Annotated in this window: 14 protein-coding genes and 1 other annotated feature; of the genes, 6 read left to right on the top strand and 8 right to left on the bottom strand. The window is 60.1% G+C overall.

The features are described 5' to 3' along the window. Positions 1 to 215: 215 nt before the first annotated feature. The 3 genes from HGK27_RS10045 to HGK27_RS10035 form a co-directional block, all read right to left on the bottom strand. Positions 216 to 1,571 (bottom strand): RNA-guided endonuclease InsQ/TnpB family protein, encoded by a 1,356-nt coding sequence (locus tag HGK27_RS10045; protein WP_206240397.1) that lies wholly within the window; start codon positions 1,569 to 1,571, stop codon positions 216 to 218. 94 nt (positions 1,572 to 1,665) lie between these two features. Next, entirely contained in the window at positions 1,666 to 2,307 is a 642-nt protein-coding gene (locus tag HGK27_RS10040; protein ID WP_206240396.1) for a response regulator, read from the bottom strand. Between the two features lie 61 nt (positions 2,308 to 2,368). Next, positions 2,369 to 4,771: a TonB-dependent receptor gene (locus HGK27_RS10035; RefSeq protein WP_206240395.1), complete on the bottom strand. Its 2,403-nt coding sequence runs from the start codon at positions 4,769 to 4,771 to the stop codon at positions 2,369 to 2,371. A gap of 319 nt (positions 4,772 to 5,090) precedes the next feature. Between HGK27_RS10035 and HGK27_RS10030 the strand changes: the two genes are divergently transcribed. From HGK27_RS10030 to HGK27_RS10020, 3 genes are all read left to right on the top strand, one after another. Continuing rightward, positions 5,091 to 8,243: a sensor histidine kinase gene (locus tag HGK27_RS10030; RefSeq protein ID WP_206240394.1), complete on the top strand. Its 3,153-nt coding sequence runs from the start codon at positions 5,091 to 5,093 to the stop codon at positions 8,241 to 8,243. A 475-nt stretch (positions 8,244 to 8,718) separates the two neighbouring features. Further along, a complete protein-coding gene (locus HGK27_RS10025) occupies positions 8,719 to 9,147 on the top strand; it encodes a c-type cytochrome (protein WP_206240393.1) in 429 nt (142 codons plus the stop codon). Positions 9,148 to 9,732: 585 nt separating this feature from the next. Next, positions 9,733 to 11,610: a site-specific integrase gene (locus HGK27_RS10020; RefSeq protein ID WP_206240392.1), complete on the top strand. Its 1,878-nt coding sequence runs from the start codon at positions 9,733 to 9,735 to the stop codon at positions 11,608 to 11,610. A 7-nt stretch (positions 11,611 to 11,617) separates the two neighbouring features. Here HGK27_RS10020 and HGK27_RS31415 read toward each other — a convergent pair whose 3' ends face one another. Then, entirely contained in the window at positions 11,618 to 11,986 is a 369-nt protein-coding gene (locus tag HGK27_RS31415) for a surface-adhesin E family protein (RefSeq protein WP_407674611.1), read from the bottom strand. Between HGK27_RS31415 and HGK27_RS10015 the strand changes: the two genes are divergently transcribed. Then, positions 11,931 to 13,159, top strand: a protein-coding gene (locus tag HGK27_RS10015) for an IS3 family transposase (protein WP_206237953.1) whose coding sequence is annotated in 2 segments (ribosomal slippage) — positions 11,931 to 12,219 and positions 12,219 to 13,159 — 1,230 coding nt in all. Because the reading frame shifts where the segments join, the coding sequence is not laid out codon by codon here. The two genes, HGK27_RS31415 and HGK27_RS10015, sit on opposite strands and share 56 nt — an antisense overlap. Next, positions 12,212 to 12,328, top strand: a sequence feature (AL1L pseudoknot). Its footprint overlaps the gene before it by 117 nt. A 302-nt stretch (positions 13,160 to 13,461) precedes the next feature. Next, on the top strand, positions 13,462 to 14,670 hold the full coding sequence (locus HGK27_RS10010; RefSeq protein WP_206240391.1) for a hypothetical protein: 1,209 nt from the start codon (positions 13,462 to 13,464) through the stop codon (positions 14,668 to 14,670). A 363-nt stretch (positions 14,671 to 15,033) separates the two neighbouring features. Here HGK27_RS10010 and HGK27_RS10005 read toward each other — a convergent pair whose 3' ends face one another. From HGK27_RS10005 to HGK27_RS09990, 4 genes are all read right to left on the bottom strand, one after another. Further along, positions 15,034 to 15,720 carry a recombinase family protein gene (locus HGK27_RS10005; RefSeq protein ID WP_206240390.1) on the bottom strand — a complete coding sequence of 229 codons (687 nt, stop codon included), beginning with the start codon at positions 15,718 to 15,720 and terminating at the stop codon, positions 15,034 to 15,036. A 403-nt stretch (positions 15,721 to 16,123) separates the two neighbouring features. Beyond that, positions 16,124 to 16,810, bottom strand: a complete 687-nt coding sequence (locus tag HGK27_RS10000; protein WP_206240389.1) for a hypothetical protein — start codon at positions 16,808 to 16,810, stop codon at positions 16,124 to 16,126. Positions 16,811 to 16,822: 12 nt separating this feature from the next. Further along, on the bottom strand, positions 16,823 to 17,419 hold the full coding sequence (locus HGK27_RS09995) for a hypothetical protein (RefSeq protein WP_206240388.1): 597 nt from the start codon (positions 17,417 to 17,419) through the stop codon (positions 16,823 to 16,825). Then, positions 17,412 to 18,140, bottom strand: a complete 729-nt coding sequence (locus HGK27_RS09990; protein WP_206240387.1) for a hypothetical protein — start codon at positions 18,138 to 18,140, stop codon at positions 17,412 to 17,414. Before HGK27_RS09990 ends, HGK27_RS09995 begins: the two co-directional genes overlap by 8 nt. Positions 18,141 to 18,728: 588 nt before the next feature. On the opposite strand from HGK27_RS09990, the gene HGK27_RS09985 reads away from it, so the two are divergent. Further along, positions 18,729 to 20,114, top strand: coding sequence for a TIGR03013 family XrtA/PEP-CTERM system glycosyltransferase (locus HGK27_RS09985; protein WP_206240386.1), 1,386 nt, complete (start codon positions 18,729 to 18,731; stop codon positions 20,112 to 20,114). The last annotated feature ends 7 nt before the right edge of the window (positions 20,115 to 20,121 follow it).

Genomic DNA, 20,121 nt, shown 5'->3' with positions numbered 1-20,121 from the left:
CCGTGAGCCGAGCCGGCGGGCCGGTGCTGCACTGCTAGTGAAGGTTCTCCGGAATATCGGGTTGAAGGCCGGAGCCAGCGAACCAATTCCGTTCTCCGGGTCGTCTCCTTCGAGACTTGCCGGCGTTTCCGAAGCGAGCCTGGCCAATGCCTGGCTTTCCTGGGAACGGGTCGCCCCGCCACGCTTCTCTCGGGTCGAACCCCGAGATGCGACCGTCAGGCCGCGAGCAGCCCACGCGCAAGGATGTTGCGCGCGGCGTTGTGGTCCGCATGGAGCGCCGCACCGCAGGAGCAGCGGTAGCGCTCCTGCCGCCTCGCACCAGGCTCGCGCCCGCCGCATTCGGAACAGTCCTGGGACGTATGTCGGGGATCCACGGCGATGATCCTGCCACCGGCGCTTGCAGCCTTGTAGCGGGCCATCGTGTAGATGGTGGCGATCGCGGCATCCAGGATGCCGCGGTTGAGGCCGCGCTTCTGCGCGACCTGGGTTCCCGGCTCCTCGACGGTGCCCGAGGCGGATGCCGTCATGTTCCTGAGCTTGAGGTCTTCGATGTAGACCGTCTCTGCCCGCCGGGCGAGATCGAGAGCGACCTTGTGGCGGTGCGTGCTGCGCCGGTTCCTGAGGCGCCGGTTGGCCGCCGCCAGCGCGCGCCTGGCCTTGTGCCTGGAAAGACTGGCCCATTTCGCACGGGCGAGCCGCCGTGCCAGGCGCCGGATCTCGGGAGCGGCAGCATCGCCGAAGCGGGGGTTCTCGGCGAAGCTGCCATCGTCGTAGGTCAGCAGCCGGTTCACACCGGCATCCACACCGCAGGCCGAGCCCGGCTTCGCATGAGCTACCTGCGCCACGTCGACCTCGCATGCGATCGTGACATGCCAGAAGCGCCCGTCATAGGTCAGCCGAACCGTTCGGGGCTTGCCCGGAAGATCGCGGTGCATCGTGATCTCCAGGCCGCCGTGCCAGAGCATCGGTGCGAAGAGGCGCCCCTTCTTCAGCTGGATACCCTCGCCCAAAGTGCAGCCAAGCGAGCGCACGCGCTCATAGGACTTGTATCGGGGAAAGCCCGGCTTCTCGCCGGCCTTGAGGCGGCGGAAGAAGCCGTCCATCGCCCGATGGACGATATCCACCTGGTCGCGTAGTATCTCGAGCGGAATATGCCCAATGCCCTCGGGGTCAGCAGCGCGGATGTCGGCCAGACGCCGCTTCTGATCCAGCTTCGAGATTGGACGCCCGAAATCCTTCTCGGTCCTGAGCTGCCAGGGCCTGACATTGCGGTCCAGAGGATCGACGTTCCTGCCTGCTGTCATCAGGTCCCGCAGTCTTTCGATGCGGCGCTGCTCAGCCTGGGCATGGCGACGCCGAAGATCGGGTTCGGCCCGCTCCTGCCAGACCATGAAGTCGCGGATCTCCTCCGCGCGCACTCTGATCCAGTCCTCGGCAATCGGCCGATCCCGCCCTCGGCGCAGGGCCGAAGCTCTGGCTGCCCGGTAGGAATCGATCAGTTCCTGAAGGCAGGCATTCCTGAGATTGCGAAGATGGAGGCGCCATTCGCGCAGCCGCGCATATTGCTGCACGCTTGGCTTCAGCTTGTAGCGTGCGGTCCTAACCTCCATGGTTCAGCGGCTATCTCATGAGTTGATGAGCAGCAACCCAATAATCCGGAGAGCCTTAGTGAAGCGGGATGATCCCACGTCTGATGGCGACGGCTGCCGCCTGGGTGCGATCGACGACATCGAGTTTCAGGAATATGCTTCGCAGGTGAGCCTTCACGGTCTCTTCCGACACCGAAAGCCGCCCCGCGATATCCTTGTTGGCCTTGCCGTTGGCCACGAGTTCGAGGACGGAGACCTCGCGCGAGGACAACTGCTCCCGCATCGAGTGGAGCGCGATCTGCTGCGCAACTTCAGGCGAAATGAAGCGCTTCCCCTCATAAACCGAGTGGATTGTTCCGAGCAGCTCGTGGCGCAGAGAGGCCTTTAGCAAATAGGACGAGGCGCCTGCCTTCAGCGCCCGCACGGCCTGAACATCCCCCTCGTAGGTCGTTAGCACCACGATCAGGGCCTTGGGGTTTTCGCCGCAGATCTGCTCGATGGCGGAAATGCCGTCGAGTTCCGGCATCTGCAAGTCCATAAGGGTGATGTCGGGCTTGAGGCTGCGATGCAGAGCGATCGCCTCGTGGCCGTTGGAGGCTTCGCCCACGAGAACGATATCGGACTGGGATTCGATGATGGCCGCGATACCGTCACGCAGGAGCGGGTGATCGTCGACGCACAGGACGCTGATGGGGCGGGCAGGGGAGGGTGCGGACATCGGTCTTTCCTTTGATCCTGGCGAGCAGGTGCGTCATCGAATAGGCAGTGGCTCGCCTATTTCAGAAATGCGCTGCAAACTCGACCCTGACATACCGCCTGCTGTCGCGGCCCGGCGTCCACTTGATGGCATCCGAAGTCGGGCCGGGCAAGGCTCCGTAGGGATTGATGTTCCAGTTCCCGTCCCGCTGCCTGTTCAACGCGTAGCTGGTATTCAGCACGTTCGAGCAGTATATCCCGAAGCTCTTGCTGGGGTCGCGGATTTCAATTCCCAACCCGAGCAGACCGTAGGCTTTTTGGACCGAGTCGGGGTCCTGCAGCAGGCTTTCCACGATGCTGGACTGCCACATCCAGTTGCCGGTAAGGGCTAGGGTCAGGTCATGGCCTAGGCGCTCCTCATGGACGGCATTGACGGAGAACTTCCACGCCGGAGCGTTGGGAAGAACCTTTCCCGAGAGATCCTGCTGCCCCCCGATGCAGCCCAGAGAAGCTGGCTGGTTGGCAAAGCAGCTCGCGTTGGGAAACACGCTCATCCGAGCATCGTTATAGGCTCCGAATCCGGTCAGCATGAGGCCGGGCAGATTTGCTCGCAGTTCCATCTCGGCCCCGCGCGATATGACGCGCGGAATGCTGTTGAGCACGTTCTGCCGGGTCGTTTCATCCCGGCTCTGCGCCTGGAAGTCGTGGAATGTCTCCTGGTAGAGGCTGAGGTTCCAGATAAGCCATGGCGTCACCGTCGCCTTGACGCCAAGCTGGAACGCATCGACTGTCTCGGCGCTGATCGGCTGCTTGGCGGCCAACGCGTCGGCGATCGGATAGCCCTTGAACGGGCCAGCCTGGGAAATAGGCCCGCGCATCGTGTAGGTGCTGGTCAGGTCGTAGGCCGCCCCCTTGTAACCACGGTCATAGCTGGCAAATGCCATGATTCCCGATGACGGGCGATATTCCAACGCAGCGCGGCCTGATAGAGCATCCAGGGTGTTACAGGTGGATATCGGAAGACCGCTGGGGCTTGCGGACGAGCACGCGGGAATGCCGAAGCTGACGTGATTGAAGCGATCGGTCAGCTGATAGCTTATCACGTCGCGATTGAGCCTGATGCCCGTGACGATGCCTAGGCGCGGGGTCAGGTTGAAGGTGGACTGGCCATAGAGCGCATAGTTGGTGTCGAAGGCCGTAGCCGCATAGTCGGAGTAGGACGATGTCGTGGGGGGAACGACGGAAAGGCTGCCATCCTGCCCCAAGGTGTTGCTGCCTCGCACGAAGGATCGTTGCGAACGGGTGTCGCTGAAGAAGAAGCCGGCTAGGAAGCGGAACCGGCCCGCGACCGGAGATGCTATCTTCAGCTCCTGGGTCACCGACCGGATCTTGAACCATCCTCCGTTGGCTGAGCCGCCCGTCACGGCGCCGGGGACGGCGGCCCCATTGGGCCCCCAGTCGAAAGAGGTCCCATCCGTATCCTGAAGGTCGCGAAGGGAATAGTCTCCATATCCGGTGATCGAGGTGAGGGTGTAATGGCCTCGGACCCATTCGGCCTTGAGACTGGCTCCCGCTTCGTTGGCACGGCCCCTGGGATTGACGTCGGCGGAGATCAGGCGATTGTTCGGTCCGGGAGTGATGCCGTTCAGGATGGCGCTCTGAGGCGCACCTTTCCCCCCGAAGGTGCCGAATGTCACGCCGGGACTGACGGCCAAGGACGCTGCCGTGCAGCAGGTGGTCGCTGACCGATCGAGATACGGCGCGGCGGTGATGGTCAGCGAGTTCGAGGCCTGCCAGACCAGCTTGCCCCTTACATCCACTCCGGACTGACCGCCCACCCATGACGAATTGTAGACGTTGAACAGATTGCCCCGATAGTCGTTGGCGCTGACCGCCAGGCGAAACAGCAGATCATGCGCCAGCGGGCCCGAGATGAAGCCGCTGATGCGCCGCTCCTTGTCGGTGGTCAGGCTGGATCTCATTCCACCTGACCATCTGGCGGTTGGATCCGCTGTCTTGATGTTCACCACGCCAGCCGTGGCGGCGGTCCCGAAGAGCGTGCTCTGGGGCCCGCGAAGAATTTCGATGGAGCCGATGTCGGCAAGTTCCCGGAACGCCTGCGCCTGGAAGGCCTGCGGGACATCATCGATGACGACCGAAACGCTCGGTTTGGTTGCGATCGAGAAGGCGTAGGTCCCCACCCCGCGGATGTTGATGCTGTTGTTCCCGGGCTGGGTCGTCTTCGTGATCGTGAGCGCAGGTTCGACCCTCGCCAGATCGTCGAAATCGCGAACCTGTTCGCGCGACAGCTGCTGCGCCGAGGCAGTCCATATGGAGGCAGGCACGTCCTGCGCACGTTCGGGGCGCTTGTTCGCCGTCACGACGATATCCTCGATGCCAGCGGGCTTACCGTCGCCAGCCGCCAGCTCCGAAGGCACAGCGGCGGTGGCTTCGAGACAGAAAACCCCCTGAGCCAGAAACGCCAAGGAAAATGCGGTCTGAACGCGTATAGTGCTCAATTGGTTCAACCAGGCTGGCCGGCCGCATCGATGCGCGCCTGCCCCGGCTGCTCTACCGTCCCGCACTTGTCCCCCGCCTCAATTACCTAGCCCCGAGTAACGATAGCCGAAAAACAGTTCGGTTCCCAGCAACCCTAACCTAAGGTATAGGCCCGCCCTTCGTTCATCGTATGGTGTCGCCGCAGCTAGCAATGGAAAAGGCGCCATCAGGGTGCGGGACAGCCTTCACATCCCGGGCTCATCTGTCTAGATATCCTACTTGATGCGGCGGGTATTCGGGGGAGCGATGAAATTGTCTGTCGGCAGACGAGTATCCGAACAGACGCTACATCCCAATTCCACATCTCGGCGTTGGCGTCTGATCGTCCTTTGCCTCCTGGGGCTGACCGTCCCGGTGCGCCTCCTTGCGCTTGATCCGACGCGCAGCATCGCCCAGATCCATCACACGTCCTGGACGATCGCGGATGGCATTCCCGCCAATATCTGGGCCATTGATCAGACCCCCGATGGGTATCTGTGGCTAGGGTCGGTTGACGGCCTCTACCGGTTCGACGGCGTGCGGGTCGAGCGGGTTGCAACCGACAAGCTGCCAAGCCCGAGCATCCATGCTCTCGCCGCCGACAAGTCGGGCGGGCTCTGGATAGGCTACGAGAGGCCGGTTGGCGCAATATCCTACATGCGCAATGGGGTGGTGACGAACTACCCCATAAAATTGAAAAATTCTACGAGCGTGCATGCCTTCGCCATAGGTCCCGATGGGACGGTCTGGGCCTCCACCCCCGATGCGATCCTGCGTTTCGATGGAAGGCGCTGGGTGCCGATCAAGGGCGATTTCGGCAATTTCTTCAACGAAGGAAAAGGGGGCGTGCGGTCGTTCGGCGTCGCTCGCGACGGGAGCGTTTGGATGAAGAGCCGTGGCGGGCTCTATTTCCTGAAGCCGGGGCAGGAACAGTTCGAACGTGCGACGGCCTATCCAGGAGGTCCTGAAGGGTTCACGAAGACGCCGGATGGCAGGCTTTGGACGACGGACCCCAAGAGCGGCCATCTCTACCCGATGCCGGACTTGGCGCATGCCGGGCTACCTGACCGTGCAGGAGGCAGCATAGGCCGCGGTGTCCCGCGCAACATCGAAGGGAACATCCTTCTCGACCGTGACGGCACGCTTTGGTGCACCAGCCTGCGGGACGGCGGGCTGATGCGCGTTCGCACCGTTGCCGGCGCTATGATCCTGGACAAGAGCACCGATAGTCGCGGGCCCCTCGTTGCCGGGACCGGTCTGAGCTCGAACCTGGTGCATACGCTTTTCGAGGATCGCGAAGGCAACATCTGGGTTGGCACCAGCCTCGGGCTCGACCGCTTCCGGCCGGCAAATATCGTGACCGAGCCCCGTGTCCCGGCTGGCTTCCGCGCCCGTTTCGTGAGTGAGACGACGCAAGGACTCTTCGCCTACACCGGCTGGTCGGGCACGGACAGCCGCGCCAACGATGGAACGCAGGCGCTCTATCGCGTGGCGCCGCACCGCGCGCCCGAACTCTATCTTGCCAACGTGGGGCGCTTGCGAGCGCTCTTCACCAGCCTTCGCGACCAGTCCATATGGCTCATCACTCAGGAGGGCCTTCAGCAGCTGCAGGGACGGAGGTTGGCCCCGCCCCTTGCTCTGCCGGCTGGCGTGGAGGGAAATTCCATCTATTCGGCAGCTTACGATACGGCTGGAACGCTCTGGATTTCGTCATTTGTCCACGGAGTATACCGTCGCACAGCAGGCGGCTGGAGCCAGTTTCCGCTTCGTTCTTCCGCCGGCGCGACTGGCGTGCTCATTGCAGACCCCGACGGCAGCATGTGGATACGGTATTCCGGGGGTGGGCTGTTCCGCTTCAAGGACGGACACTTGCAGGACCTTTCCCACAACAGGCTGGGAATAGGAGATGTCACATTCATCCAGCCCCAGGCGAATGGCGTCATCGTCGGAGGCGAAAATGGCATCGGCCGATTGAAGGATGGCGGGTTCCAGGCGCTGCATGCCTCCCAGATAGCGGCGTTGTCCGGCGTCACCGGTATTGCTGACACCGCCGACGGCAGCAGCTGGATCTTTGCCCAGGCGGGGATCGTCAGAGTGAACACGCGGTCTCTCGACGAGGCCTTCACCAGGTCCGACCCGCAGGCTCTGAAGTATGAGGTTCTCGACACGAGAGATGGTCTGCCAGGGGCGCCCTACGGCGCCGTGGGCGGAAGCAGCGTGGCCACTGACGCTACGGGCCGCGTCTGGTTCACGACCGGCAATGGCCTGGCGTGGATCGATCCCGGCAACCTGCACCACAACCCGCTTGCGCCCAACGTGCTGGTTACCTCCGTCCTGGCGGATGGGCAGCACTATCCATTTAGGCAGGATCTGCAGCTTCGCGCTGGCACGTCGAACGTGCAGCTCGACTACACCGCGCTGAGCCTGTCGATCCCCGATCGGGTCCGCTTTCGCTATAAGCTGGACGGCGTCGATGCCGACTGGGTCGATGCCGGCAATCGGCGCCAGGCATTCTACACCAGACTTGGACCGGGCGAATACAGATTCCAGGTCATGGCGGCCAACAGCGATGGCGTCTGGAACCGGCAAGGCGCCGGAATGGCATTCGTGATCGCCCCGACCTTCTTCCAGTCGCGTTTCTTCATTGTGCTGTGCATCCTGCTCTTCGGCCTGCTGGTGCAGCTGGCCTACTCGATGCGACTGGCTCACCTTTCCGCCAGAATGCGATCGCAGCTCGAGGGACGCATATTCGAACGCGAGCGCATCGCGCGGGAACTGCATGATACCCTGCTTCAAGGCTTCCAGGGTGTAATGCTTCGCTTCCAGGCAGTTGCCTTCTCCATCCCTTCGGATCATCCAGCGCACCTGCTGCTCGAAAAGGCGATGAAGCGCGGAGACGCAGCTCTAGCCGAAGGGCGAAACAGGGTCCGGGATCTGCGCTCGTTCGAGGATATGAAGGACCTTGCCAAGACGCTGCGGACGCTTGGCGCCGCTTCTCCCGTCGGCGAGGAAGTGAACTTCAGCGTGCTGGAGGATAGGCCTACGCGCACCCTCAATCCGATCACGATGGACGAGGTCGTCAAGATATGCGCCGAAGCCATCCACAATGCGTTTCGGCATTCCGGCGCAGACAACATCCAGGTCTCGATCCACTATGAAAGGGATGCGCTTCGCATTCTGATCGATGACGACGGGAAGGGCATCGCCCCGGAGATATTGGCAGCAGGACGCCGCGAGGGCCATTTCGGACTGATCGGCATGCGTGAGCGAGCTTCCAAGATCAACGCGGCGATTACCTTCGGGAGTCGTGTTCCGAATGGAACTTCAGTCGAACTCGCCGTCCCTTCTATCGATGCCTATGCTGACATCTCTGAAGGGAGATGGGAGATCCGGTCATTTTTCAGAAAAATTTTCAAATAGCATCAATTCTATTGAATTGGCATGCAACGTATTCTGCGTTTCATCCGAGGTGCATCATGAAATAAAGCGTGATGCGATTGTCGGAATTTCATCACTCTATTTCTGCATGAATGAATGGCTGCTTTGGGTGTGGTCATCCGGTCCATCGCGTGGCGGCTTTGTTAGCAAAGCTCACGGCCTACCAATACCGTCTCCGCGGAAACCCTGGCTCAGCCAGCCATACCGGAACTTGGATTCCTGCCGACCTCTGGAATTTCGCTGACGCTGGACATTACATGCAGCCAAGAGCAGCGCGCACCGGCTGAAGTCCATGCGCTTCAGGCTGGAGCGATTTCTGCATGCCGGCCGCATCGAGATTCCGAAAGGGGGACCTTGAGACGTGGACGCTCCTACTGGACGTGAACCTACCTGGCGGAAGCAAGCAGTCCGGCGTGAAAATTTCGGGCGAGGTCCTGCGAGACTGGTCTCTGGATTGATGCTGGCTGCTCTGGTGCTGATTGGTGGATGCCATGACGATCGCCATCAGGAGCGCCTGACCGCAGCAGGCGCGAATCCCAAGGTCGACGACCTGATGCGCGTTGCTGACACTGACGCGGGCGCATCCAAATTCGGCCAGTGCACAGCATGCCATTCCGACACCGATGGAGCTACCGACCATGGCGGCCCGAATCTCTTCGGGGTCTATAGAAAGCCGCTGGGCACGAACAGCGCCAGCTTCGGCTATACCGCCGCCATGCGGGACACGGGCGGCAGGTGGGACGCTCCCACCCTCGACCGCTGGATCAGCAATCCCAAGAAGATGATACCGGGCACCTCGATGCAGTTTCCGGGTGTCGAGGACAAGCTCGATCGGCCTGACATCGTAGCCTACCTGCGGCGTCAGGGCGAAGCGCCTAACCGGTGATCGCGGTCACTGGCCATGGCGCCCTCGTTCGCATGACAAGGGTGCCCGGGTAAGTTAGCCAGGAAGACCAAGCGATCGAAAAGCAAGGAAAGGATTCGGTTTGTCGGCGAAATTCCCGAGTGAGGAGCTCCTCACCCGCGAGATCGCAAGCGTCATCGGGGGGCGACCATTTTTGAACCCATTCCTGGCTGGCATCACTTGCGTGATCGCCGCCTGACGCCTTCGTGAAGTGGCGTGATGTGTCCGGCGTGTGTGACTATAGGAATGTGGCCGCATTGCCGTCGGGGGCCTTGATCCACTGGGAAAGAGGGCCACCTAAAAGCCGGGGAAGTGCGCCTAAATCGCGGTTTTGCAGGGTATTGGATGGACTTCATTTGTTCCGAAATTTGCCTCTTGGATCGATTCTAACGGAAACAACGGATTTGGCTCAAATGAGAAAATCGATGAATTTGAATGCTATGCTTGGATCATCTTAAACGGCATTCCGACAGTCAAGCCAAAAGGTTTGATTTTCCGAAGAATGGCGGATTTCTAGGGTTTCTGAGGCCTCCGGTAGTACAGCCGGTAGTACAAAGAGGCCCTCCCGTGGACGTGAGTGTGAAGTACCTTCGACCTAACCCGAAGACGGGTATCTTGGAGTTCAGGCGGACCTTCCCGCCCAAACTGAAGCCATTCGCGACCGACGAGAACGGAAAGCGAATCACAGAGGTCAAGCGATCCCTCGGGGTGCGCGAGTTTGACGCTGGCCGCGACGGTCCGAAGTACCGTGAACTGATCGACCTTTATGACCGGCTTGCTGGCTTCGCCTTGAGGGCATCCACGGGCACCTATGACAAGATCAGTGATGGCCAGATTGCCGCCTTGGCTGGCTGGGTCCGTAACGAAGGCTTTGCCCTAGACGAGGAAATCCGGTTCCTGCGCGAGCCGAGGGAGCGCAAACTCTCGCGGCACAAGGCAACCACTCAAGCCTCCACGGAAGACCTAGAGGAAGCCCGAAGCCTCCGAGCGGTAGGGGACGTGGAAGGCATCATTCAAATCTGGCGCCTTGAGGCCGATAGGCTGGCCGAGTGGGCGGGGCTCAAGCTCGATTGGCAGTCCGATGGCTTTGCGCGGCTGTGTGTCGCGGTCAATGATGCCCAGATAGAAGTTTGGGAGGGCCTGTTGGCACGAGGACGGGGCGACCTTGTTCCTACACCTCCAGCCCCCGAAATGCTCCTGCCAAGCGCTCTTGATGTCCTTCCGTCCACTCAAGCGCCCCCCATGGCACCTGTGGTCCCCGGTGCGCCTAACAGCGTTGAGCGTCCAAAGGCTGCGCCGTCCGCGAGCGATGAGCCGTTCTTTGCGGACATTGCCCTTGCCCTGATCGAGAAGCGGCGGGCCTCCTTCTCCGAACCGACCAAAGAGAAGGTCCGGGGTGGCTTGCGTTTCCTAGAGGAGGCGGTGGGTAAGCTGCGTCCTTCAGAGCTTACACGGGCCAAGGTAACAACCTTCTTGGACCTCTTGGCGGAACGCCCTGCAAAGATGGCGAAGGGGCAAAAAGATTGGTCCCTCAAGGCCTTGGCGGTGGAATATAAGGACCGCCCCGAGGTTCGCCGCCTAGCTGACAAGACGATTGAGGCGTACAATCTGGCGCTCAATGCACGCTGGGGTGAGGCTCAGAGGGACGGCATGATACCCGAGACGCTGGCTAGCCCATTCACCAACCGCAAGTTCAGCCGGAAGGCCACGGGTCCGAAGCTGGCCAAGGGCTTCTCCCCCGAGGAACTGACCGCCTACTTCTCCATGCCGCCCTTCAGCACCCATGAGCGACCCAAGCGGGGGAAGGGAGAGGCTATCTACTGGATACCGCTGCTGATGCTCTACACCGGGGCGCGACCGGAAGAGGTGGCCCAGCTTCTGACCGATGACATATTCCAGCTTGGGGACGGCGGGCAGTGGGTCATCCGCTTCACTGACCAAGGTGTCCACCCGATCAAGGGCAAGCAAAGCCTCAAGACCGAAGGGCAGGAGAGCGGGCATCGTACCCTCCCGGTCCCCAAGGCGCTGTTGGACCTCGGGCTCCTAGATTACCGCCAGTACCTTCAGGAGCGCGGCGAGCGTGCCATGTTCCCCTTGTTGCGCCAGAAGGGCAAGCGGAGCGGCATCTATGCGAGCTTCGGGGAATGGATGTGCGATTACATCTATGAGCGTGGGGTCCTTGAGCGGGGCGGTGGCCGCCAGCCGGTCCGTGAGTTCCGGCACACTTGGACCAGCGCCGCCCGTGCCTCTAAAATCCCCCGTGAGGCCATGGAATACATTCAAGGTCACCGTCCACCCGAGGGCGGTAGCTCCCATGAGGTTTACGGGGAGCGCGATGTGCTAGGCGATTGGATTGAGAGTCTGGAGTTCAAGGTGGACGTTGCGGCGCTCGTAAAGCCGTGGAAGGCGCCTAGCGCTTCGGTGGACGCTAGGGAGGGGCAGTGATTGCCCGTCACCGGCGCCTTCTGACTGACTGGGGGGCATAGTGGCAGGCTGCATCAATTATCATTTCTCCCACGGTATCAGGAACGGCATATTCATAGTCTGCAACGAGCCTATCGCTCTTATTGCCGCCATCAGTGTAATAAGCTGTAGAAGATAACTCTCTGCTTTGTTTTGTCGCGCATCGGACTTCATAGAGCTTGATGTCGAACTTAACCTTGGGTCCCCCATCATCTAGTGGAGTTTTAAATTCAGTCTTGACCCAAGCTATGAACCGCGCCGGGTTTGCCGGAGGCTCCAACTTCTGAGAAAGTGGAGCCGATATGAGCAAAACGACGAACAAGTTTGCGCCTGAGGTCCGCGCCCGTGCGGTGCGCATGGTGCTGGATCACGAAAGTGACCATCCTTCTCGCTGGGCAGCCATCGTGTCGATCGCGGAGAAGATAGGCTGCGTTCCCCAGACCCTGTTCGAATGGGTCAAGAAGGCCGAGATCGACAGCGGCAAGCGGGCCGGTGTGCCAACCGAGATGGCAGATCGCCTGAAGGCGCTGGAGCGCGAGAACCGTGAATTGCGCCAGGCCAACGAGATCCTGCGCAAGGCGTCGGCGTATTTTGCCCAGGCGGAGCTCGACCGCCCGTTCAAACGATGACCGCTTTTATCGATGCGCATCGAGATGAGTATGGGGTCGAGCCGATCTGCAGGGTTCTGCCGATTGCCCCATCCTCCTATCGGGCCCGCGTGGCACAGCGAAGCAATCCAGAGTTGCTGTCGGACCGCGCTCGGGAGGATCAGCGCCTGAAGCCTGAGGTGATGCGCGTCTTCGCTGAGAACTTTGGGGTTTATGGCGTGCGAAAGGTCTGGCGGCAGATGAACCGCGAGGGTTTTGCTGTCGCCCGCTGTACCATCGCGCGTCTGATGCGAGACCTGGGCCTGCAAGGGGTCATCCGGGGCAAGCCCGTGCGCACGACGGTCAGCAACAAGGCCGCGCCATGCCCGCTCGATCACGTCAACCGACAGTTCCATGCCCCGGCGCCCAACATGCTCTGGGTGTCTGACTTCACATATGTCGCGACATGGGCGGGGTTTGTCTACGTGGCCTTCGTGATCGACGTCTATGCTCGTTATATTGTGGGATGGCGGGTCAGTCGCACCGCTCATGCCGGCTTCGTGCTGGATGCGCTGGAACAGGCCATCCATGAGCGCCGCCCGGTGCATCGTGGCGGCCTCATTCACCACAGCGACCGCGGATCGCAATATGTGTCTATTCGCTATTCCGAGCGCTTGGCGGAGGCGGGCATCGAGCCCTCTGTCGGCAGCGTGGGGGATAGCTATGACAATGCTTTGGCCGAGACCATCAACGGCCTCTACAAGGCTGAGGTAATCCACCGGCGCGGGCCATGGCGGTCCTTCGAAGCCGTCGAATATGCCACGCTCGAATGGGTGGACTGGTTCAACCACCGAAGACTGCTTGAACCGATCGGCAACATACCACCTGCCGAGGCCGAAGAACTCTATTACGCCATGCTGGACGACGTCTCCATGGCTGCCTAACTTAAACCAAACAGCCTCCGGCAAACCCGGCGCGGTTCACAGCTTTGGTTGTCCTTGCTACTCACAAGGAAATTGAGAGTTGCATTGAGCGATCAGGATTGGGTGAGTCCGACTATGCAGTGTTGGTCCAGAAAGATGCGGACCTTTCGGATCATGGCCTGAGCGACGCTAATGGGGCTCCTGTCCTATTCACAACCCAAGAGATGTTTCGCCTTCGCTGTAATGGTCGCCCCTTTATTAGTGCGTCCTGCTTCCATTTCCTTGGGAGTCCTCGGGCATTGAGGGTCTGGGATGAGGCATTCATGCCCGCCAAGGCGCAACTCCTGAGCAAAGACCGTATCGTCCACCCGCTGGAAGACCTCCGCCCCCTCAACAAGGTCGCTGCTGCTGCTCTAACGGCGCTGGGGGATTCCCTGAGCGACGATAAGGTGGGAGAGGCTGTGCTAGTACCGCATTCCATCAAGGTCGCTCTCAAGGCCCTGAAATCCAATCTGGGAGACGATGCAGCTAACCGCCTGTCTGTCTTGAATGACTTCGCTGGACGGGAGGGTGTGATCGTCAAGCCGAAAGGCCTTGAGCTTCAGCTTGCCGGTGGTGTCATGCCTCTGCCGGATGACTTCGCCCCCTGCCTGATCTTGGACGCCTCGGGCCGTGTCAGGGAAACCTACAGCGCCATGGAAGCCGCTGGCACGCTCAAGCGCCTGCCGGGCTTCACAGCCGATTACAGCCGCCTCCGCGTCCACCTCTGGAGCCGACCGGCGAGCCGTGAGGCGATGAAGGATGACGATGCCCGCCATTCTGTCCTCCACGCCGCTGCGACCCTGATCGCCTCTCAAGGTGACGATGAGGAATGGCTGATTGTCCACCCGAAGGAGCGGGCCGGGGAGAGCCACAGCGTAACTGAAGAACTGCGGGGCCTTGTGTCTAACCACGAGCGCCTTTCGTTTCTCCACTGGGGTAACCATCACGGGACGAACCAATACCGACACATTCGCCGCGTCATTGTCTTGGGGCTCTGGCGTCAGCCGGATACGGCATATTCGGCCCTCCATATCGCCTCTGGGGGACCGCTTGACCTTGCCACAGACGGGGAGGTGATGAAGGCCATGAAGGCGGGAGAGCATCGCCACCACCTCTTGCAAGCCATCTGCCGCGCATCAGTCCGAAATGGCACCGATGGCGGGCAATGCGGGGAATGTGAGGCCTACGTGATTGATGGTCTGCGGGATGCCCCTGCGTTGCTTCAGGAGACGTTTCCGGGCGCCAGTGTTACCCCATGGCTACCCGAGGGCGAGCCGCTTCCAAGGGGCGTTAGCGGGGCGACCATGGCCATTGAGGCGGAATTGCAGGCGACCGGAGGCAAGGTGTCCAAGGCGGCCATTTGCGCCCGGCTGGGTATAACCGGGGAGGCGCTTCGGAAAACCATCAAGGCACCGGAGTTTGTCGAATGGATTGACCGGAATGGGCTGGAGGTTACCACGCGGGCCTTTGCGTTACGGCAGGCGGCATAATCGCCTTTGAGGCGCGACTAACGGCCCGGATGGTGCTGGAGCGTCGCTGGCTGCGCTTAGCAGCGCTGGAATGTGGGCATGTTTCGCTCCGACTAGCGGCGCTTTAGTCCCTCTGCGACCGTGACGGTATGCGTTCGGAAAGTGGTGGGCGTCTGTTAAAGGCGATGCGAAAATAGCCAATGAAATCAGGCGCGGTGCTTGCCCGATTATACCGAAATCCCCCATGGTCCATTTTGGTTCATTATCTTGGTTACATTGGTTAAAAAGGTGGTGGGATGGTAGGGCTCCCCCACGGTGATTCAAGGCGGACACGATGCCCGATTATTTCTCCCTCTCGGGCACCGTGGGGCGCTCCAAGCGCTGCTAAAGCGCAGCTAGACGGGCCATGAGGTTGCGGACCGAGGAAGCATGCCAGCGGCCTCCACGGGCCGTTACAATGCCCTGAGCGTTAAGGGCTTCGGCAATGCCAGCGAGGGACGCGACACCTTCGGCCTTCAGGCGCTCAACGGTGGACCGCAAGCTCTCCGCTCGGTCATCCGCGTTAGACGCTACCGCCTCCAGCGCTGCCGTGGTCCCCTTTCCGGCCCTTCGGATTGGCGCGGCTCCATTTGGGTTGCCAAGGCGGACACCTCGGGCCTTCGCAGCGGCCAAGGCGGCTTTGGTCCGATCAGAGATGAACTGGCGCTCCTGCTGTGCCACAAGGGCCATGATGCCCACCGTGAGGTCATTAGCGTCTGGCATATCGGCAGCGACAAACCGGACACCGCTATTCTGGAGGGTGAGAAGGAAGGCGGCATCACGCGAAAGCCGATCCAGCTTGGCGATCACAAGGCGGGCACCGGTCAGGCGGGCACGCTCCAGCGCCTTTGACAACTCGGGGCGATCCGCTCGCTTACCGCTTTCTACCTCTTGATACGGCGGGGCAATCAGGTCCCACCCTCGGGCAACGCACAGCGCCTCCACGGCGGCCCGCTGTGCCTCTAGGCCTAACCCCGATGCGCCCTGACGTGCTGTGGAAACGCGGTAGTATGCAACTGCTCGGTTGGTCATTGCTAGGGCCTTACAAAACGACCTGACGAGCGTTAGGCGGATTTGTATGGCGAAGTCAAGCCGTCTGAATGGGGCTGAATGTCGCCGCGAATGTCCCCCGAATGGCTATGGTTCACCGCTGGCCACTGCCGTCCACCATGGGCTACCAGAGGCGAGGACCGGAGAGGTGGCGGGTCCACCCTTCGGCATGCGGCATCTATGCGGCGCTTCGATTTTCTGGGTCCCCTATCGGGTTTTCGGGCTCCCCCGGTGCCCCAAAGTGAAAACCCAATCCAAAATCGGGGCTTCGCTCAACGCTCTCTAGCGCTAGTCAGACCCTGCGTCACACCGCCGATCTCCAGAAATTCCTGATGGGTCACCTAGTCGATCTGGTGAAGATACAAAGCATTCAGAACGTCACGGATTAATCGCCATCTTCAGTCTGAAGGGCAGGGCTATCATCCGCAGAGGCTTTTTCGGGAATGGCATCGCAGTCCGTTGCTGCAGGAGGTGTCTGGTCCAACGTCCATCCTTGATCGGTCTGTTTGATTTCGCCGAGGTAGAGGTTAGGCCAGCGGTCCACGAAAGCTGAGGTTAAGCAGTCCAGGCCATTTTTCACAAGTGGATGCTCTTTGTCAGTACTATCGCATGTGCATATATATGGAACCGCAGGTCCGAAAGCTTCTGCCAACGCCATTCCTGCCTTTGTGCGGGCATTCGCTCGAGGATTTTTGCCTTCAACTTTATACGACAGGGCTACATCTACGTGCGCAGAGATGTCTGTTGCTCCGTCGATGTTAAGGGTTACTGCATAGGTCTCGCCCTCAAGCGGTAAGTCGCTTACCCGCGCCTGTCTATAGCCACAGTAATACCTGCGCAAAGGGCCTGGCTCTGGCTCTCCTTTGGTCTTGTTTTGCGCTGCGGCGATGGCGCAGCCTGCTCGATGCAGAGCATCACTGGTGGGGGCCAGCGAAAGGGCTAACCCAGACTCATGGGCCTTGCCGTCTGCTTCCGTGGCGCCAAAGGCCCATAGGCTTGCATCAGTGTGAATATTGCCGGGGAAGAAGCGCTTGAAAATGAGGCTGCGGGCCAGTTCATCATCCTGCGTCATTGGCTGTGGCATTTAGCGGGAATCCAGCAGTTGAAAATTTTCGACCTTTATCGAGTCTTTTGAGCTAATTTCTCGGCGGTCGCGTCGTACAACCCATCCGACTTCACCTTCAGTAATCGTGATTGCATAGGTCGAGCTACCGAGAGCCCAAAGCATCACTACCGCGTCGCCACCATGATGCGATATTTCTGGTGGGGCAAGGTGATGTTCGTGAAGCTGTTCCAACACATTGAGCGCTGTATCAACAGCGCCACGCTCTACAACTTCATTGTCGGTGTCGCTCAATTCACGAAGTTCGAAAAGTTGGCTTTGGACCTTCTGGTAATATTGTTCGGCTAGGAGGTTTATTGGCGTATCTAAACTGCTTGAAGCTGCCGGAGGTGCATCTGTAGAAGTGCGTACATAATAAATCGGAAACGTGGGTCGGTTCGACGGGGTAACTTGGTCCAGCATATCTCCGTGAACGGTAATATCGTTCATAAAGCGGTTCGAAAGCGCACTATTCCAACTTGTTCGAAAAAGTCGGTCTGACTTGGCGCTGTCAATGACCGTCGAGTAGACGGTTGGCTTTATGAGGTTGGCATTGTTGGGAATGATTATTTCAGTCATAGAATGAGCGGCCTAATTTCAATATAGAAATAGCTTCATTATACATTTCGTTAATTATTTCTTCTGCGTTCGCGTGAGCGGGGTCAAGTACGCCGAGAGTGTTAATGTCCACATTGTGGGATATGTAGTTAATGGCTTCAAGAACTGCGGGAGCGCTTGCAGTCGGGTTGAACGCGAAGAGCTGATGGGCGCCGGATTGCCACGTGGAAAGCCTGTTTAGCTTAATACTGGGGGCGGCTAAAAGACTCCTTTGAACATTGACTCTGTAAAGGAGATCGGAACCATGAGGTGGAAAAGAAACCTTTCCCAACAGTTTTGACAAAGCAACGGCTGGATCGCCTTCCGGTATTTTAGAACTTGTGTTCACTACAAGCGCTAAACGAACGGCTCTCATGGACCCGGCAAGGCATTTTAGTGCTGTACAGGCTTTCTCAACCCAAGCCTCAATGTCTGGGAACTGCTGAGGTCGGCCCATCTCGTCTCCGGGCAGAGCGTTCCATTGAAGGTCGATCCGTCCTATCTGGGCGGTCACTTGGACCTTAGCGCTGTTCCATTGCCCGTTGGCGGTGCTAATCGGAAAGGGACCTGAGGTATTCCGATTATAGGCATCTGGTTTTGCACCATCGAACAGCGTTGCCCAGATATCTGGCGCATCGGGCTGTTCCTTCAGAGTGGGTTGCCCAAAAAAGACGGCAATGATGCCATCTGCACCTTCGAGCATCAGATCCTCCAAACATAAAAATAATAACCTGATAGACGGAGCCATCGCGGAACGCCAGCCTTTTGCCGTTGGCCGACCGGAGCGAGTTGCTGAAATATTTGCAACGGGCGACAGCCCAAGCCGAGGGAGACGCGCTTCGCAACTCCAGAATCATATATGGCCTGATTCTCGACTCCATTTGTCATGTCTCCGTTTGTTACCGCTATCCCTCCGGAGGGAGGCTCTGCGGCTTGTGCATTCCGCTCCTTCCAAACTCATTGAAACTGGTACAGAGGTGAGGTACAAATCAGCCTATCGGCAGCTTCAAAGAGCCCGGAAAACCGTCACTTAGGGGTGACTCTCGCCTAGTCGGGCCGGGGGCACCATTTTCTGATCGCTTGCAGGCCTTGAATGCCGCCCGATCAGACGAGACCTGTAAAATCTGGCGACAGGCAGCAGGCACAAAGCCTGTACTTTCCGATATCTATGGCGCATTCTTGCCCTTGAGGCGGTCTGGCGCTCTTGTCAGGTTTACCGACATTTTACGGCTTGGCGCCTAAGCCCCTCGGCAAGACCCGTATCGGGGTCGGAGGTAAAGACGGCCAAGCCATGATCCGCCTGTTCAAGCATTATATCCCCCATGCCGTGCTCCTGCTGGGCCTGATCGATCTGGGTCTGCTGATGATGGCGGGCGATTTTGCCTGGCGTCTGCGTGCCGAGCAGCTCGGCATGGCCTCGGGCCCGGTGGGTGACCGGTTGCATCCGCTGGCGGTCTTCACCGGCATTATCCTTACCGCGATGATCTCCGTGGGCGTCTATGGCGCGGATGCGCTGCGCTCGGTGCGCTTTGCCTCAGCGCGGCTGCTGGTGGCGGTGTCGCTGGGGATCATCACGCTGGCGCTGCTCAATTCGCTGACCGGCGGGCATGAGTTCTGGCGCTCCACCCTGTTCTACGGGATGGTGGGGGCCATCGTGCTGCTGGTGGCCAACCGCCTGCTGGTAGGCGGCATTCTGGGCGCTTCGGCCTTTCGCCGCCGCGTGCTGGTGCTGGGGGCCGGAGCCCGCGCCGAACGCCTGCGCCATCTGGCCGAGAGCGGATCGGCAGGCTTTGCCATCGTCGGCTATGTCGGCATGAGCGAGGGCAGCCATATCGTCGAAGAGGCGATTCCCCGCAGCGCGATCCACAATCTGAAGCGCCATGTGGAAAATCTGGGCGTCTCGGAAGTGGTGCTGGCGCTGGAGGAACGGCGCAATGCGCTTCCCCTCAAGGACCTGCTGCGCATCAAGACGGCAGGCGTCCACGTCAACGATTTCTCCTCCTTTGTGGAGCGCGAAACGGGGCGCGTCGATCTCGATACGGTCAACCCCAGCTGGCTGATCTTTTCGGATGGCTTTTCCTCGGGCCGGTCTTTCTCCAGCGCGGCCAAACGCCTGTTCGATATCGTGCTCAGCCTGCTGCTGCTCAGCCTGACGGCGCCGATCATCCTGTTCTTTGCGCTGGTGGTGAAGCTGGACAGCAAGGGCCCCGCCTTCTTCCGCCAGAAGCGCGTCGGGCTTTATGGCCAGACCTTCGATGTCATCAAGCTGCGCTCGATGCGCGTCGATGCCGAGGCCAATGGCGCGCAATGGGCCACCAAGAACGATCCGCGCGTGACGCGCGTCGGCAATTTTATCCGCAAGATCCGCGTGGATGAACTGCCTCAGGCCTGGACGGTGCTGAAGGGCGAGATGAGCTTCGTCGGCCCCCGACCGGAGCGCCCGGAATTCGTCGCCGATCTGGAAGAAAAGCTGCGCTATTACGCCGAGCGCCACATGGTGAAGCCGGGCATCACGGGCTGGGCGCAGGTCAACTATCCCTATGGCGCCTCGATCGAGGATTCCCGCAACAAGCTGGAATATGACCTTTATTACGTGAAGAATTACACACCCTTCCTCGATGTCCTGATCATCCTGCAGACCTTGCGCGTGGTGATCTGGCACGAGGGTGCCCGCTGACGCGTGC

Origin of the sequence: Novosphingobium terrae, from assembly GCF_017163935.1 — a bacterium.
GTDB classification, from domain to species: Bacteria; Pseudomonadota; Alphaproteobacteria; order Sphingomonadales; family Sphingomonadaceae; genus Novosphingobium; species Novosphingobium terrae.
This window is presented reverse-complemented; position numbering and strand designations above follow the sequence as displayed.